Below are 15733 nucleotides of genomic sequence, written 5' to 3' on the forward strand. Positions count from 1 at the left end.
CTCTGCGTCCGCGCGGCGCAAAGCCCGCAGGAACCTTCGCTGGATGAAGCGCTCTACCAACATTAGCGGGCCGTCCGCGCGGCAGTTTGACTCGGCCACGCCGGCCTGTTAGCTTGGACTTCGGCGCGGCGTGCCATGCCAAGTCGCGCCGGATCGCTTTATTTTCAATATTCGCCAGGAGGTAGTCATGTCCACCGCCGCTAGCGCCAAGGAAAAAGAGCAATTGCTGGATGATGTGCGCCAAGTGCTGAGCAGCACCGAGGAATTGATCAACGCTACCGTCGACGACGGCAGCCAGCAAGCCAAGGAGCTGCGCAAGCGCCTCTCGGACAAGCTGGGCACCGCCAAGGCCAAGCTGCGCGACGCCGAAGTCGCCGTGGTCGGCAAGGCCAAGGAAGCCGCCAAGGCCACCGATCAGTATGTCCACGACAATCCGTGGAAATCCATCGGCATCGCCGCCGGCGTCGCCTTCCTGCTGGGCATGCTGGTTTCCCGCCGCTGAGCCCCATGTCCGATCCCACCCAAGCCCCCCGCCCCGGCACCCTGCGTTCGTTCGCGGGCGGCTTGGCGTCGCTGTTCCTGACCCGCGCCGAGCTGCTGACGCTGGAAGCACAGGAGCTGAAGGACGAGATCGTCGGCAATCTGCTGCAGGGCATGCTGGGCCTGGTTCTGCTCGGCTGCGGCCTGATCGCCGCCGTGCTCGCCCTGTGGGCGCTGACGCCGCCCGAATGGCGGCTGGCCATCATGGCCGGCCTTGCCCTGCTGCTGTGCGGCGGCGGCCTCGCGCTTCTGCTGGGCCTGCGGCAACGCATGCGCCGGCAATCCGCGCCATTCGCAACCACCCTTGAGGAAATCCGGAAAGACTGGACAGCCTTGGGTCCTGGCGGGGAGCGCGCGTGACGCCGCAGGACCGAGAACTGAAGAAACAGCTGTTGGTGATGAAGGGCGAAGCCCTGCGCATCAAACTGAAGCTGGAGAAGGAAAGGCTGCTCCAGCCGATGCGGCTGGCCGGCTCAGGCTTCTCGCTGTGGCGCGAAGGCTGGCTCGGTTCGACGCTGGAAACGCTGGGCAAACTATTGCCGAGTCCGCGCCTGCGCCGCTGGCTGCAGGGCGGCGCCCGGCTATGGGTAGTCTGGCGGCTTGTCCGGCGCGCCTTCGCGCGCTGAAATCCACCGCTTTCGAAATTCAGGCGGTCACATTGATGTTGCTTGCGGCATCTACGATGTTGGCGCTCATCTGCTCCCCCATCGCCGCTTCCGCTTCCGGCCCGCCCTTCAGAATCTTGTCGACGTCTTCCAACGCTTTTTCCGCGCCCTTCACCTGATCTTGCACGTCTTGCTTGTCCTTCAGCTGCTGCGCCTGCTGCTTGATGAACTCCTTGACCATCTTCAACGTCAGCTGCATTTGCTGAATATCCGGATCCCCCGCCACCGGATTGCCCTTGCCGCTGGACAGCATGCTGTGCAGCGCGGCGCGCGGATCGGCTGCCTGCGCCTGGCTATCCCCCGCCGGCTGGCCGCTCCCGCTTGCTTCCTTCGCGCTCGCGTCGCCGGCCTGGCTGTCGCCCGCGCCCTGCCCGTTGCCCGCTTGCTGCGCCGCCGCGTCCGCGCCGCCAGCCTCCGAAGCCGCTGCCGCGTCAGCCCCGGACGCCGCTCCGCCTTCCGCTTCCGGCGACGATGCCTCGCCGGCGGACGCCGACGCAGCGCCGTCCGCGCTCTCCGCTCCGCCCTGCTGCGACGCCGCGCCGCCTGCCGCCTGCTCGCCGCCGACATTCACCGCCATCTGGCTATCGGCCGCGTTTTGGGTCATGCTGGCCACCAGCTCTTTCAACTCCCTGGCCAGCCGGGCCAGTTCGGAAGCCAGCGCGCGCAAGCTGCCCTTGTCGTGCGACATCATCATCATCCGGCGCAGCCCCTCCACCCGCTGCTTGAGCACGGCTTTCTGCATGGCGTCGGCCTCGCTGCTCTGGCGCTGCGCCGGTCGGTTCAGATCCACTTTCAGCTTTTGCATATAGTCCTGCAAACCCTGGCTCAGCGATTTTTGCAGCTCGCTGCGCGGATCCGGCAGCTTGGGCTGCAGCGGACTCTGCGCATCGGTTTCGGCATTGGCGGCAGGGGAAGCAGGCTGGCTCGCGCCACCGGACAGCGCGGACGGAAAAAGGCTTTGCCGCCAGATGCTGGCGCTTGGCGGAGATGAGATCACGGACATGGGCGGACTTTCTGGTATTTTCCAATCATATCGTCAACATCGGCGATTTCTTTATGCCAATATCCGCCGCAAACGCATAAAAACTCCTTCCCCGCATGGTTTCCGCAGGGCCGAACCCCGGCGCCATCCCCCCTGGTTTGGTGCACGGCGGGAAACACGCGATAATGACGGTATTGCCGCAACCCTCGCTCCGCCCGACTCTGTGACGCTCACCTCTCCCCCGCTGCCTCCCGCCGCCATCGCCTGGCTGGCCGAGCTGGACATCCATACCCGCCAGCAACTGCTCGCCCGCGGCGCCGTTACCGCCTTTCTGCAGCTGAAAGCGGCCGGCCACACCGCGACCCGCCGCTTGCTGTTCGCGCTGGAAGCCGCGGCGCGCGGCATCCACTGGCAACAGCTTGAGGACGCCGACAAGGCGGCGCTACTGCGGCGGCTCTCCGACCATCCCCCGGTAGCCCTGCCGCCGCGCGAGGAGGAACGCCGGCGTTACATGGGCATGGCCAGAGCGCTGGCCGAGCAAGCATCGGCCGAAGGCGAGGTGCCGGTGGGGGCGCTGGTGGTGAAGGGCGGCGAGATCATCGGCCGCGGCTACAATCAGCCAATAGGCCGGCATGACCCGTCGGCGCATGCCGAAATGCAGGCGCTGCGCGACGCCGCCGCGCGCCTGGGCAACTACCGGCTGGACGGCTGCGACCTATACGTGACGCTGGAACCCTGCCCGATGTGCAGCGGCGCCATCCTGCACGCGCGCATCGCCCGCGTGATCTACGGCGCCGCCGACGCCAAGACCGGCGCGGCGGGCAGCACGGTCGACCTGTTCGCCGACGCGCGGCTCAACCACCATGCGGCGGTGTTCGGCGGCGTGGAGGCGGAAGCCTGCGCGGAGCAGTTGTCAGCCTTCTTCCGCCAGCGGCGCCGCTCCGCCGGAGAAGAATGAAATGCGCGCGAAACTCGCCATCCTGCTGGCCTGCCTGGCCCAGACCTGCCTGGCCGCCGACGACGCGGCATTTATCCTGCAGGCGCAGACCGAAGGCCCGTTGCAAGCCACCTATCCCAATGCCCGCCATTACGGCGCGCCCTGGATCTGGGTGGGCGTCAAGTCGCAGACGCTGCGCCTGCTCGATGACTGGGGACGGGTCGAGAAGGAATATGTGGTGTCGACGGCGAAGAACGGCGTCGGCGAAACCAGCGGCAGCTACCAGACGCCGCGCGGCTGGCACGCCGTGTGCGAAAAGCTGGGCGCCGGCGCGGAAGAGAACACCATCATCTTCCGCCGCCAGGTGACGCCGTGGAAATACACCCCCGAGCTGCACGCGCAATACCCGAACAAGGACTGGATCCTCACCCGCATCCTGTGGCTGTGCGGCCAGGAGCCTGGCCTCAACCAGGGAGGCAATGTCGACAGCTACGCGCGCGCCATCTACATCCACGGCGCCGGCGATCATGTACCATGGGGCCGGCCCAGCTCGCTGGGCTGCGTCCGCATGAAAAACCGCGATGTGATTGAACTGTTCGATGCCGCGCCCAACGGCACCGACGTATGGATAGACGAGAACTCCTGATGCATTCCGCTCTGAACCTGGCCACCCCGGCCCTGCTGTTTCCCGCCGTCTCGCTGCTGCTCTTGGCCTATACCAACCGCTTTCTCGGCCTGGCCGGCATCATCCGCAACCTGTACGAGGAATACCGCGACAGCCAGGACCCGAAAATCCTGCGCCAGATCGGCAACCTGCGCACCCGGATCACGCTGATCAAGTGGATGCAGTTCATGGGCATCGCCAGCCTGTTCCTGTGCACGGTGGCGATGTTCCAGATCTATACCGGCTGGCAGGCGACCGGGGAAGTCACTTTCGGCGCCAGCCTGCTGTGCATGATCGCCTCGCTGGCCGTGTCGCTGCTGGAGCTGGTGCGCTCGTCTGACGCGCTCAACATTCTGCTGTCCGACCTGCAGGCGGAATACGACCGCCGCCACTGATCCCCGCCGCAAACGAAAAAGCGCCCGCGATGGGGCGCTTTTTCACGTCGCTTGGACTGGATCAGCCGATGAGGCCAGCCGCGCCATCCTTGCGCGCCACCATCAAGTGCAGCGGCAGATCGACGCGGCGCACCTGGCTACGCGGGCCCCAGGCCCGGGTAATGCGCTGACAGGAGTCGTCCAGAATGCTTTCGCCTAATGCCTGCTTGCACAGCTTGCTGGCCGAGGTGGTGTTGAGGAAACCCAGGAAATGGTCCAGCGTCCAGTCGCTGCTGATGGTGAAGCTAGGCGCTTTCAACAGCGGCAACGGGCAGCCGCTGCCGCGAAAGTCGTCCCACAGCAGCTGGCAGCGGCTGGACCAGAACGGCTCGATGATGGACCACAGCACGCTGCAGGCGCGGTCGATCTCCGGCGACACCACGCAGTGGTGGTAGCCCCAGGCGGCGAAAATGCCGCCCGGCTTCAGCACCCGCTGCATTTCCGGCCAGAACGACGGCAGATGGAACCAGTGCAGCGCCTGCGACACGCAGATCAGGTCGAAGCAATCGTCGTCGAACGGCGTCACCTCGGCCGGGCACTCGCGGTAATACACCTGATTGTGCGGCTCGGCCGCCGACAGCTGCGACGAGCTGATGTCGGTGGCGTCGACGCGCGCGAAACTCTCCCCCAGCCTCACTGCGGTCTGGCCGCTGCCGGTCGCGCAGTCCCAGGCGCGTCCGCGTCCCGGACACAGTTGCAGCAGCCAATCGTACAGTTCCTCCGGATACGACGGGCGAAAGCGCGCATACAAGTCAGGGTACAGATTGAAGGTGGCGACGGAACCGAGTTCCATATTCATTACTCGCTAGGTAGAAACACTAAAACAATGCCGTGAACATTTTCAGTATTTATGCCGTAAGTCAAAGATTTGCAAGATAAAAAACGAAAATATGCTGCAGGTTATCTGTCTGTGCCGCTAGTCTGCAACAACCACCGTTTCGAAACCCCCAACACAGCCAATGCGCCATAAAAAATGCCGCCCCTATCGGAACGGCATTCCTCAATCGATGGAACAGGCTCAGCCCGCATTCACCGGAATCTTCCCGATCTTCACCCGCCACTCTGCCGGGCCGGTATTGTGGACGGAGGTGCCACAGGAATCGACGGCCACCGTCACCGGCATGTCCTTGACCTCGAATTCGTAGATCGCTTCCATGCCCAAGTCGGCGAAGCCCACCACGCGGGACGCCTTGATTGCCTTGGATACCAGATAGGCGGAGCCGCCGACAGCCATCAGGTAGACCGCCTTGTTGTCCTTGATCGCCTCGATCGCCGCCGGACCGCGCTCGGCCTTGCCTATCATGCCCAGCAAACCGGTCTGCTCCAGCATCTGGCGGGTGAACTTGTCCATCCGCGTGGCGGTGGTGGGGCCGGCCGGGCCAACGACCTCGTCGCGCACCGGATCGACCGGTCCGACGTAATAAATGAAGCGATTGGTGAAGTCCACCGGCAGCTTCTCGCCCTTGTTCAGCATGTCGATCATGCGCTTGTGGGCGGCGTCGCGGCCGGTCAGGATCTTGCCGTTCAGCAGCAGCACGTCGCCCGGCTGCCAGCTGGCCACTTCTTCCTTAGTGATCTTGTCCAGGTCCACGCGCTTGCCGGACGATGCGTCATAGGTGATGTCCGGCCAGTCTTCCAGGCTTGGCGTTTCCAGATGCGCCGGGCCGTTGCCATCCAGGTGGAAATGGATGTGGCGGGTGGCGGCGCAGTTCGGGATCATCGCCACCGGCAGGGACGCCGCGTGGGTCGGGTAGTCCAGGATCTTGACGTCCAGCACCGTGGTCAGGCCGCCCAGGCCCTGCGCGCCGATGCCCAGCGCGTTGACCTTGTCGAACAGCTCCAGGCGCAGCGCCTCGACGCGGGACAACTCAGCGCCGGCCTCAGCCTTGGCCTTCAGCTCGTGGATGTCGACATGGTCCATCAGCGATTCTTTCGCCAGCAGCATCGCCTTTTCCGGCGTGCCGCCGATGCCCAGGCCGAGAATGCCAGGCGGACACCAGCCGGCGCCCATGGTCGGAACAGTTTTCAGCACCCAGTCGACGATGGAGTCGGACGGGTTCAGCATCACCATCTTGGACTTGTTCTCCGAGCCGCCGCCCTTGGCCGCGCAGATCACGTCCACCTGGTCGCCTTCGACGATCTCGAAGTGCACCACGGCCGGGGTGTTGTCCTTGGAGTTCTGGCGCTTGCCGGCCGGATCGAGCAACACGGACGCGCGCAGCTTGTTGTCCGGATGGTTGTAGGCGCGGCGCACGCCCTCGTTGACCATCTCCTGCACGCTGAGCTGGGCGTCCCACTGCACTTTCATGCCCACTTTCAGGAACACCACGGCGATGCCGGTATCCTGGCAGATCGGACGGCGGCCCTCAGCGCACATGCGGCTGTTGACCAGGATCTGCGCCATCGCGTCCTTGGCGGCAGTGCTCTCCTCGTTCAGATAGGCCTGGTACAGCGCGTCGATATAATCTTTAGGGTGATAGCAACTGATGTACTGGAAGGCATCGGCAATGCTCTGGATGAAGTCTTCCTGGCGGATGATGGTCATAAGGCTGTCTCGAGAAACCGGGCGCCGGTGGGGCCGCCCGTGGATTACCCCGCCGCCGGCGCCCTATTCTGGCCACGCCCTGCGGCAACTAAAAACCTAGTGTTGATTGTAACACCGTCCGTCATGAACTTTGACCCCGGACAAAGCGCGCGGTCGGCCATCCCGCCCGGCATCGGACGCAAAAAAGCCGCCGGCGTCCACTGGCCGCGGCGGCTCATGCCAAAAAACTTGCGTCACTCGCTGGTGCTGGTGTTCCAGTAAGCCTGGCTGATGTACGGCCTGGCCGCCAGCTCGGCGGCGATGCGGTCCAGCTCGTCCGAATCCACCGAGGTGGCCAGCAGCGTGGCGGTCATCTCCACTTCGTCGTCGCCAAAGGCTTCGACATCCAGATCGCCCACCGGGTAATTGGCTTTTTCCAGCAATTGCCCCACCTGGGCCAGCGCCTGCTTCTGCTCCTCGCGGGTGGCGATCACGCATAGCTGGTAAGTGACTTCGCTGGCGTCGTCGTCTATCGGGCGGCGATTGATGGAATTGACCACCGGCCGCAGCAGCGTGTTCACCGCCAGCACGAACACCGTGGTCAGAATGGCCTGGCCCAGCATGCCCGCGCCGGCGCAGGCGCCGGTGGCGGCCGAGCCCCACAGCGTGGCGGCGGTGTTCAAGCCCCGCACGTTCAGGCCCTCTTTCATGATGGTGCCCGCGCCGAGGAAACCGACGCCCGAAACCACATAAGCCACCACCCGCGACGCGCTGCCGGAGCCATCCAGTTGCAAGGCCATATTGACGAAGGCTGCGGCGCTGACCGCCACCAGCGCGTTGGTGCGCAAGCCGGCGGTGCGCTGGCGGTATTGCCGCTCCAGGCCGATCACGGTGCCGCAGACGAAGGCCATCGCCAGGCAGATCAGCGAATGCAGCAGGCCAAACCAGTCCAGCTCGAACATATTGTGCAGGTTGTAATGCATGCGTCCTCCTTGTTATCCGGTTTCTTATAAGGAACATGCATGGTGGTTTTCCGTGAAAGCCACCATGCACCGGTCCCTAATGCAAATAAAGGCCGGCGCCGCTTTTACGCGGCACCGGCCCCACCTTAACCCGCCGCTTACTGGCCGATCAAGGCGACCTGCGTCACCTTGTACACCACCATGACGACAGCCACCACCAGATAGCCGCGCAACACGGCCATCCACATGCGGTTGCTGCGGGACAGCGCCATCGGCTTCAGCTGGGCCAGCGGCGGCATGCGCCAGGTGTGCATGTACAGCTTGCTCGGCTTGGCTTCTTCCGCCAGATCGGCGCCGGTTTCGGCATCGCGGCGCAGCTTGACGGTATGCGCGGCGATCACCACGATGCCGCCGACGATGCCGCCGCCGACCAGCACGTTGACGATGGTCTGGCTGGAGATGTCCGGCCACAGCACCGAGGCGGTCAGGATCACCGACAACAGCACCAGCACCGCCGCCACCAGGCCGGTGAACAGATTGGTCCAGCGGCCGTTCACCCACGGGCCCAGCACATCCTTGTCATTGCACAGCAGCAGCAGGAACACCGAGGCGGACGGCAGCAGCACGCCGGCCAGCGTCTGCACCGCGTTGGTCAGCAGGCCCAGCGGCACGCCCGGAATCAGCACCAGCGCGGCAGCGGCGGCGATCAGCAGGAAGTACACCAGGTAGAAGGCGCGGGCGTCGGATGGCTTGCGGTGCAGCGAATGCTTCATGTTCAGCACGTCGGCCAGCGCGTAGGCGGTGGACAGCGACACCGCGCTGGCGCCGATCAGGCTGGCATCGATCAGCGCGACCGCGAACAGCACGCCGGCCAGGTGGCTGTGGTATTTGCCCAGGCCGGCGGCGACGGCGCCTGCATCCTGGAAGTTGCCGAATTCCGGCTTGCCTGCGAACAGCGCGGCGGCCATGCCGATGATGGCGATGGCGCCGATCAGCACCAGCACGATGCCCAGCCACAGGTCGGCGCGCTCGTACTTGATGAAGCGCGGCGTGATGCGCTTGTCGATGACATAGCTCTGTTGGAAGAACAGCTGCCACGGCGCCACCGTGGTGCCGACGATGCCAATGATCAGCAGCATCACGTCGGACAGCTTGCCGCCTGCCGGCATGCCCGGCACGAACAGGTCATGGCCGATCTGCGACATCGGCGGATGCACCATCATGAACACCGGCACCAAGAGCAGGCTGAACACCACCAGGATCATCGAGAAACGCTCGAAGCGGCGGAAATCGCCGGTGCTGACGGCGGCCATCACCAGGCCGGCGGCGGCGATCACGCCCCACTCCTTGGGCAGGCCCAGATACTGCAGGCCCAGCGTGATGCCGATGAATTCGGTGACGATGGTCAGCGCGTTCAGCAGGAACAGGTCGATGGCGCTGAAGGCGCCCCAGAATTTGCCGAAGCGCTCCAGGATCAGACGGGCATGGCCGACGCCGGTGACGGCGCCCAGGCGCAGCACCATTTCCTGGTTCACGTACAGCACCGGGATCAGCAGGATCAGCGTCCACAGCAGCGAGGTGCCGTAGTTCTGGCCAGCCTGGGCGTAGGTGCTGAAGGCGCCGGCGTCGTTGTCGCCGACCATCACGATCAGGCCGGGGCCCAGAATGGCCAGCAGCGTGCGCAGCCGCTGCCAGATGCCGTTGCGGGCGGCCACGTCGCCGTGGCGGATGGTGCCGAATGCGCCGCGGATGTCTCCGATGTGGGCGCTGTCGAGTACAGCTTCGTTCTTGACGTTATTAGTCATTGTCATCGTCTCCGAACGGGCGGCCCACGCGGGGGCCGTCCGTCGTTTTTCAAGCAAACGAAGGCATGCGGGCATGAGCGCGGCTGCGTCGGCCGGGCGGACAAACGCCGGGCGCACGCAAACGCGCAGATGCGCAAACCTGATTTAGGCGTCCGACAGGGTTCGGTACGCGGTCATCAGCAGTAACGGTATTGGGGTAAGCACGCGGCCGCGGCGGAATGGCCGAGCCTGGGATGCGCACTGTCTAGCCTCGCGGCAGGACAGCGGCCAATGAAATGGTGACGATGTCTTTGCCGGTCAGCACGACCCGGTGGATAACCAACTACTACTGCAACTTTCCAAGGCATCAGCCCCCAGTTATGAAAACGCCGCGATGTTAATCCTGGCGCGAAATAAACGTCAACACCCCTATGACAATGCAGTTTTGCACCGCAACGCGGCCATTCGCAGCAATCTGCCACGACATGGCCGAGCATCGATTCCACACGCGGATTTACCTTCGCTCTCGCACTAGTAAGCGCAATAAAACGCCATATCGCTCAAGTAAATTTTTGTTAATGGATTGTGTTATTTATTTACAAAAGCCATCTTTTTGGCGCTGCCCAGCTTCAGCAGGCCCTGCCCCAACGCCACGCCCAGCAGGATCAAGCCGCCGCCCAGCCAGTGGTAGTGATGGATGGTTTCCCCCAGCAAGGCGCTGGCCAGCACCGCGGTGAACAGCGGCAACAGGTTCATGAAAATGGCGGTGCGCTCGCTGCCCAGCTTCTGGATACCGCGCATCCACAGATAAGCCGCCAGCAGCGAAGAGCCGATGCCGGCGAACAGCACCAGGCCGATGCCTTTGGCCGGAATGGCCATGCTCTGCGCGGTCAGCGTCAGCGGCAACAACAGCAATACCGCCAGGCTGGCCTGCAGATACAGATTGAGCCAGGCGCCGAACGGCGGCGCCCAGCGCCGCAGCAGAATGCCGTACAGCGCATAGGACGCGGCGCCGGCCAGGATCAACGCGTCGCCGGTATTCACGCCGTTGGCCAGCAGGCTCATCGGATCGCCCTTGCCCAGCAGGTAGACCACGCCGGACAGCGACACCGCCACGCCCAGCCAGGCCAGGCCGCCCACCTTTTGGCGAAACACCGCGGCGTTCAGCAACAGGCCCAGCAAGGGCACCAGCGCGGTGATCACGCCCATATTGGTGGCGCTGGTGCTGTGCGCCGCGTAATAAGCCAGGCACTGAAACATCACCATGCCCAGCATCGCCAGAACCAGCAGCTTGCCCAGCCAGGGTTTCAGCTCGCCGGCGCGGCGGCGCAGAACGGGCAGGCAGAACGGCGTCAGCACCAGCGCCGCCAGCAGCCAGCGGTAAATGGAGATCGCAGCCGGGTCCAGCACCTGGGCGGCAGCCTTGGAAACAATGGTGTTGGCGGCCCAGATCAGCACCGCCAGCAGGGGAAACAGCATGGCCATCACAGCCTCCTTCGACTCTATCCCATCCATTTTAGGTTCGTCCGTTATGGAGCATATAATTCAAAACGGACAAACCACTGGGGCAAACCGGACAATATGGACGTCGACAACCACGACGGCTACTTCGCCAGCGATCAGAGCCTGCTGGAGCCGGCGCCGCTGATATTCCGCCACCACCGCTTCACGCCCAAGAGCGAGTTCGCCCGCCACCGCCACCGTTGGGGCCAGCTTAGCCGCATCAATCTGGGCATGATGGAGCTGCTGCTGGACGACAGGCGCGTGGTGGCCACCGCGCAATACCTGCTGTGGACGCCGCCGACCGAGCCGCACGCCGCCTACATCCACCAGGCGATGCATTACACCTCGATCTACGTCGGCGACGAAATGGCCGCGCAATTGCCGCCCTCCACCTGCCTGCTGGAGCAGACGCCGCTGGTGCGCGCGCTGCTGGACGATTTCGGCCAGCGCCAGATCACGGTGCCGACCGAGCCATGGGACGTCCGCCAGGCCGAGCTGCTGTGCCAGCGCATCCTGCAATCCGGCCGCGAGGCCAGCTACCTGCCCGACAGCCGGCAACGGCTGCTGCAGCCGATACTGGACGCGATCCGCCAGGACCCGGCCGACGCCACGCCGCTGAAAGCCTGGGCGGAGCGCGTGTTCAGCACCGAGCGCACGCTGGCGCGCCTGTTCCAGCGCGAGCTGGGCATGAGCTTCGGCCAATGGCGCGGCCGGGCGCGCCTGCTGGAAGCGCTGTCGCGGCTGAAGCAGGGCGACAGCGTGCAAGACATCTCGGCGCGGCTGGGCTACGCCACGCCGTCGGCCTTCATCGCGATGTTCCAGAAACAGCTGGGCGACTCGCCGGAGCGCTACCGCCGCCAGTTGCTGGAAAGCGGCGGCTGGCCGGACGAATTCAACGCTTGAACAAGGCCAGCGCCAGCTCGCGCTGAACCGCGTGATCGACGACGGGATGCGGGTAGTCGCGCCCCAACCGCACGCCGGCGTCCATCAACTGCTCCGGCCTGGCCAGCCACGGCGCGTGGATCAGCTTGTCCGGCAGCCGCGCCAGCTCCGGCACGTAGCGGCGGATGAAGCGGCCGTCCGGGTCGAACTTCTCGCTCTGGCTCACCGGATTGAAAATGCGGAAATAAGGCTGGGCGTCGCAGCCGGTGCTGGCCGCCCACTGCCAGCCGCCGTTGTTGGCCGCCAGATCGAAATCCAGCAGTTTCTCGGCGAAGTAGCGCTCGCCCCAGCGCCAATCGATCAGCAGGTCCTTCACCAGAAAGCTGGCCGCCACCATGCGCAAGCGGTTGTGCATGTAGCCGCTGCGGTTCAACTGGCGCATCGCCGCGTCCACCAGCGGGTAGCCGGTGCGGCCCTCGCGCCAGGCATCGAACCATTCCGGATCATTGGGGAAAGGCAGCGCGTCGTACTCCGGCTTGAACGCATGCTCCACCACATCCGGCCGGTGCCACAGCGTCTGCTGGTAGAAGTCGCGCCAGATCAGCTCGCCCAGCCAGGTCATCGCCCCCTCGCCGCCATCGTGCCAGGCATAGGCGGCCAGCTGGCGGATGGAAATGGTGCCGAAGCGCAGATGGACGCTGAGATAGGACACGCCCTTGACGCCGGGAAAGTCGCGTTGCGTCTTGTAGCGCCCGATGCGGCCGGCGAAATCGGCGAACAGCGCCTCGGCACCGGCTGCGCCGGCCAGGATAGGCAGGCTGGCCAGATCGCTGGAAGCAAAGCCGATGTCGGCCAGGCTGGGCATGGGTTCCGCTTCGCGCGGCATCAGCGCGTCCAGATAGCGCCGCACCGGATAGGCCTGCAGATGGAACGGCGTCAGTTTCTTCAACCAGGCGTTCTTGTACGGCGGGAACACCGAGAACGGCTTGCCCGCGCCGGTCAGGACTTCGTCAGTCTCGAAAATCACCTGGTCTTTGCTGTCGCGCAAGGCGATGCCACGCTCGGCCAGCCGCCGCGCCACTTCGGCGTCGCGCGCGCGGGCGGCCGGCTCGTAATCGCGGTTGCAGAACACCGCGTCGGCGCCCAGCTCCGCCGCCAAGCGCGGTATCTCGTCTTGCGGCAGGCCATGGCGGATCAGCAGATCGCCGCCCAGCTGGTTCAGCTCGGCCTTCAGCGCCGCGGCGCTCTGCCAGATGAAATCCACGCGCCGGTCGTCGCGCGGCAAGGCATCCAGTATCGAGGTATCGAACACGAACACCGGCAGCACGGCTTCGCTGTGCTTCAGCGCGTGGTAGAAGGCGGCGTGGTCGTCCAGCCGCAGGTCGCGGCGCAGCCAGACCAGCGCCCTGCCTATAGTCTTGCTCATAGCTGTTTCCCGTTTGGCAATGCCAGCAAAGATGCGGGCAGGCCGCGATCCCACAAGGGCTGGTCGCCGCCCAGCTTTTCTTCGAGAAAATCGATGAAGACGCGCGCCTTGGCCGGCAAGCGCCGCCGCTCCGGATACACCGCGTGGATGGCGTGGCGGGGCAAAGGATATTCCGTCAACACCGCCTTGAGCCTTCCCGCCGCCAGATCCGGCCCGACGATGAAGGTAGGCATCTCGCAGATGCCCAGCCCGGCCAGCAGCGCGTCGCGCCGCGCCTCGCTGTTGTTGACCTGGTAATTGCCGCGCGGCTGCACGCGGATCTCGCCTTGCTCCCCCTGGAACAGCCAGCTGGCGCCGCCGCGGTAATAGGAATAGACGATGCAGTTATGGTTGGCCAACTCCGCCGGATGCCTGGGCTCGCCGAATTGCGCCAGATAGTCCGGCGACGCGCACATCCACACCCGGCACGGCGCGAGGCGGCGGGCCACCATGCTGTTGTCCGGCAGATTGCCGATGCGCACCGCCAAGTCGTAGCCATCTGCCACCAGGTCCACCATGCGGTCGTCCATCTCCAGATCGAGCTCGATGCCGGGATGGCGGCGCAGAAACTCCGGCACCAGCGGCGACACGTGCAGCCGGCCGAAAGCCATCGGCGCGCTGACGCGCAGCAAACCCGCCGCCTGGCTTTGCAGGCCGGCAGCGGCTTCTTCCGCCTCGATGGCGATGGCCAGCGCGTGGCGCACGCTGTCGTAATAGCGCTCGCCCGCCTCGGTCAGGCTCAGGCTGCGAGTCGTCCGCTGCAACAGCCGCACGTTCAGGCCCGCCTCCAATTGCTGCACCCGCTTGCTGACGGCGGATTTGGTCAACCCGAGCCTGGCCGCGGCGGCGGAAAAACTGCCCGCCTCCACCACGGCGACGAATACCGGAATCGCGGCAAAATGCTCCATCGCTATTGTCCACTTAATCTCTACGATCAGTTTCCATAAAGCCGGATTATAATTCAATACAACACAATATACAGTGCAGCCATGTCAATCTTACGGATATCCATCATGGATCGCTGCCTATCGCTGCCCGCCATCCCGCCCCGCTCCGCCGCCTGGGGCCTGGCTGCTTTATCTTTCACCCAGTTCATGATCGCGCTCGACTACTCCATCGTCTATGTCGCCATGCCTACGCTGGGCCATCAATTGCGCTTGGCCGCCAATGAGGCGCAGTGGGTGATGTCGGCCTACGCGCTGCTGTTCGCCGGCTTTCTATTGCTGGGCGGCCGCTTGAGCGACCGCTACGGCCCGGTTCGCGTCTTCGTCTGCTCCAGCGGTTTGTTCGGCGCGGCCTCCCTGCTTGGCGGAATCGCCGTCTCCGCCGCGCCCCTGCTGGCCGCGCGCGGCCTGCAGGGTTTGGCCGCCGCAGCCCTGCAGCCATCATTGATCGCGCTGATTTCGCTCAACTTCGCCGAAGGCGCCCCAAGAACGCGCGCCCTGGCGATCTGGGGAGCGGTCGGCGCATCCGGCCTGGTGGCGGGCGTGGCGCTGGGCGGTTTGCTTGCCGCCGTTTCCTGGCGGCTGGTGTTTTTCATCAACCTGCCCATCGCCCTGTTGTGCATGGCTGGCGCCCGCCGCTGGCTTGACGACCAATCGGCCCGTCGAACCGCGCAAGCGCTGCCCTGGCTGGCGGCGCTGCTGGGCACGGCGGCGATGAGCAGCCTGGCTTTGGTCCTGACCTTGCTCGGCGAACGCACGGCGAGAGCCGAGCACGCCGGCTATGCGCTGCTCGCAACCGCCATCCTGCTGCCCGCCTTTTTGCTCGCCGAGTGGAAGTCGCCGCAACCGATGATTCCGCGCGAGACGCGCCGTTTGCCTAGCCTGCGCGCCGGCTGCTTTGCCAGCGCCTGCTATATGGCCGGGGTCGGCACCGAATTTTTCCTGGTGACGCTATTGCTGCAAGAAGGTTATGGCTATGGTCCGCTGCAAGCCGGGCTGCTGTTCCTGCCGCTTGCCGCCACCATCATCGCGGGCAATATGGCGGCCGGACGCTGGATTCCCAAAATCGGCGCCGCGCAAATGCTGTTCTGGGGATTCTTGCTGGCGCAAATCGGACTATGGCTGATCGCCATCTGCGCCAAGGAATACGACTACCTGAGCCGGCTGTTGCCGGGATTGCTGATCAGCGGCCTGGCTCACGGCATGATCTACACTGCCAAGTTCGCCGTCGGCATTCGCGGCATTCCCGAGAAACAGCACGGCGCGGCCAGCGCGCTGATGGTCACGGCGCAATACGCCAGCGGCGCCGTCGCGCTCGCCTTGCTTTCTTTGGTATTGCAGCGCTGGACGGGCCACGCCGGCTATCAAGCGGGCTTTGCCCTGTTAGGCTTGTTCAGCTTGATGGGCGCGTTGCACGCGCTGCATCTCAAGCTTAAGAAATAGTTTT

Annotated in this window: 16 protein-coding genes; 8 read left to right on the forward strand and 8 right to left on the reverse strand. The window is 64.9% G+C overall.

What is annotated here, in order from left to right; translation table 11 throughout:
- The first annotated feature begins 187 nt into the window (after positions 1 to 187).
- Genes ACY3GB_RS07960 through ACY3GB_RS07970 form a run of 3 tightly spaced genes read left to right on the forward strand, consistent with a single transcriptional unit; the run spans position 188 to position 1166 of the window.
- Entirely contained in the window at positions 188 to 502 is a 315-nt protein-coding gene (locus tag ACY3GB_RS07960) for an ElaB/YgaM/YqjD family protein (RefSeq protein WP_463088275.1), read from the forward strand.
- A 5-nt stretch (positions 503 to 507) separates the two neighbouring features.
- Positions 508 to 900 (forward strand): phage holin family protein, encoded by a 393-nt coding sequence (locus tag ACY3GB_RS07965; protein ID WP_463088276.1) that lies wholly within the window; start codon positions 508 to 510, stop codon positions 898 to 900.
- Entirely contained in the window at positions 897 to 1166 is a 270-nt protein-coding gene (locus tag ACY3GB_RS07970; RefSeq protein WP_463088277.1) for a hypothetical protein, read from the forward strand. The genes ACY3GB_RS07965 and ACY3GB_RS07970 overlap by 4 nt, the downstream gene beginning before the upstream one ends.
- A 19-nt stretch (positions 1167 to 1185) precedes the next feature.
- On the opposite strand, the gene ACY3GB_RS07975 is transcribed toward ACY3GB_RS07970, so the two are convergent.
- Entirely contained in the window at positions 1186 to 2208 is a 1023-nt protein-coding gene (locus ACY3GB_RS07975; RefSeq protein WP_463088279.1) for a hypothetical protein, read from the reverse strand.
- Between the two features lie 202 nt (positions 2209 to 2410).
- Here ACY3GB_RS07975 and tadA point away from each other — a divergent pair, with 202 nt between their 5' ends.
- Genes tadA through ACY3GB_RS07990 form a run of 3 tightly spaced genes read left to right on the forward strand, consistent with a single transcriptional unit; the run spans position 2411 to position 4183 of the window.
- Positions 2411 to 3145 carry a tRNA adenosine(34) deaminase TadA gene (gene tadA, locus ACY3GB_RS07980; RefSeq protein WP_463088280.1) on the forward strand — a complete coding sequence of 245 codons (735 nt, stop codon included), beginning with the start codon at positions 2411 to 2413 and terminating at the stop codon, positions 3143 to 3145.
- Between the two features lies 1 nt (position 3146).
- On the forward strand, positions 3147 to 3770 hold the full coding sequence (locus ACY3GB_RS07985) for a L,D-transpeptidase family protein (RefSeq protein WP_463088281.1): 624 nt from the start codon (positions 3147 to 3149) through the stop codon (positions 3768 to 3770).
- Complete coding sequence (locus ACY3GB_RS07990) at positions 3770 to 4183, forward strand: DUF2721 domain-containing protein (protein WP_046157175.1); 414 nt, start codon at positions 3770 to 3772, stop codon at positions 4181 to 4183. Before ACY3GB_RS07985 ends, ACY3GB_RS07990 begins: the two co-directional genes overlap by 1 nt.
- Positions 4184 to 4244: 61 nt before the next feature.
- On the opposite strand, the gene ACY3GB_RS07995 is transcribed toward ACY3GB_RS07990, so the two are convergent.
- The 5 genes from ACY3GB_RS07995 to ACY3GB_RS08015 all read right to left on the reverse strand — a co-directional run bounded on the left by ACY3GB_RS07995 (position 4245) and on the right by ACY3GB_RS08015 (position 10977).
- Complete coding sequence (locus ACY3GB_RS07995; protein WP_186338714.1) at positions 4245 to 5015, reverse strand: class I SAM-dependent methyltransferase; 771 nt, start codon at positions 5013 to 5015, stop codon at positions 4245 to 4247.
- Between the two features lie 225 nt (positions 5016 to 5240).
- A complete protein-coding gene (locus ACY3GB_RS08000; RefSeq protein WP_463088282.1) occupies positions 5241 to 6767 on the reverse strand; it encodes a fumarate hydratase in 1527 nt (508 codons plus the stop codon).
- Positions 6768 to 7000: 233 nt separating this feature from the next.
- Positions 7001 to 7729 carry an MgtC/SapB family protein gene (locus ACY3GB_RS08005; protein WP_463088283.1) on the reverse strand — a complete coding sequence of 243 codons (729 nt, stop codon included), beginning with the start codon at positions 7727 to 7729 and terminating at the stop codon, positions 7001 to 7003.
- A gap of 137 nt (positions 7730 to 7866) precedes the next feature.
- Entirely contained in the window at positions 7867 to 9513 is a 1647-nt protein-coding gene (locus tag ACY3GB_RS08010) for an Nramp family divalent metal transporter (protein WP_463088284.1), read from the reverse strand.
- Between the two features lie 567 nt (positions 9514 to 10080).
- A complete protein-coding gene (locus ACY3GB_RS08015) occupies positions 10081 to 10977 on the reverse strand; it encodes a DMT family transporter (RefSeq protein ID WP_463088285.1) in 897 nt (298 codons plus the stop codon).
- Between the two features lie 96 nt (positions 10978 to 11073).
- On the opposite strand from ACY3GB_RS08015, the gene ACY3GB_RS08020 reads away from it, so the two are divergent.
- Positions 11074 to 11898 (forward strand): AraC family transcriptional regulator, encoded by an 825-nt coding sequence (locus ACY3GB_RS08020; protein ID WP_463088286.1) that lies wholly within the window; start codon positions 11074 to 11076, stop codon positions 11896 to 11898.
- On the opposite strand, the gene ACY3GB_RS08025 is transcribed toward ACY3GB_RS08020, so the two are convergent.
- Both ACY3GB_RS08025 and ACY3GB_RS08030 read right to left on the reverse strand, forming a co-directional pair.
- Positions 11888 to 13303: a cryptochrome/photolyase family protein gene (locus tag ACY3GB_RS08025; protein WP_463088287.1), complete on the reverse strand. Its 1416-nt coding sequence runs from the start codon at positions 13301 to 13303 to the stop codon at positions 11888 to 11890. The two genes, ACY3GB_RS08020 and ACY3GB_RS08025, sit on opposite strands and share 11 nt — an antisense overlap.
- Positions 13300 to 14250, reverse strand: coding sequence for a LysR family transcriptional regulator (locus tag ACY3GB_RS08030; protein WP_463088288.1), 951 nt, complete (start codon positions 14248 to 14250; stop codon positions 13300 to 13302). The genes ACY3GB_RS08025 and ACY3GB_RS08030 overlap by 4 nt, the downstream gene beginning before the upstream one ends.
- 105 nt (positions 14251 to 14355) lie before the next feature.
- Here ACY3GB_RS08030 and ACY3GB_RS08035 point away from each other — a divergent pair, with 105 nt between their 5' ends.
- On the forward strand, positions 14356 to 15729 hold the full coding sequence (locus ACY3GB_RS08035; RefSeq protein ID WP_463088289.1) for an MFS transporter: 1374 nt from the start codon (positions 14356 to 14358) through the stop codon (positions 15727 to 15729).
- The last annotated feature ends 4 nt before the right edge of the window (positions 15730 to 15733 follow it).

The sequence above is a fragment of the Chromobacterium sp. Ag138 genome (genome assembly GCF_055181315.1).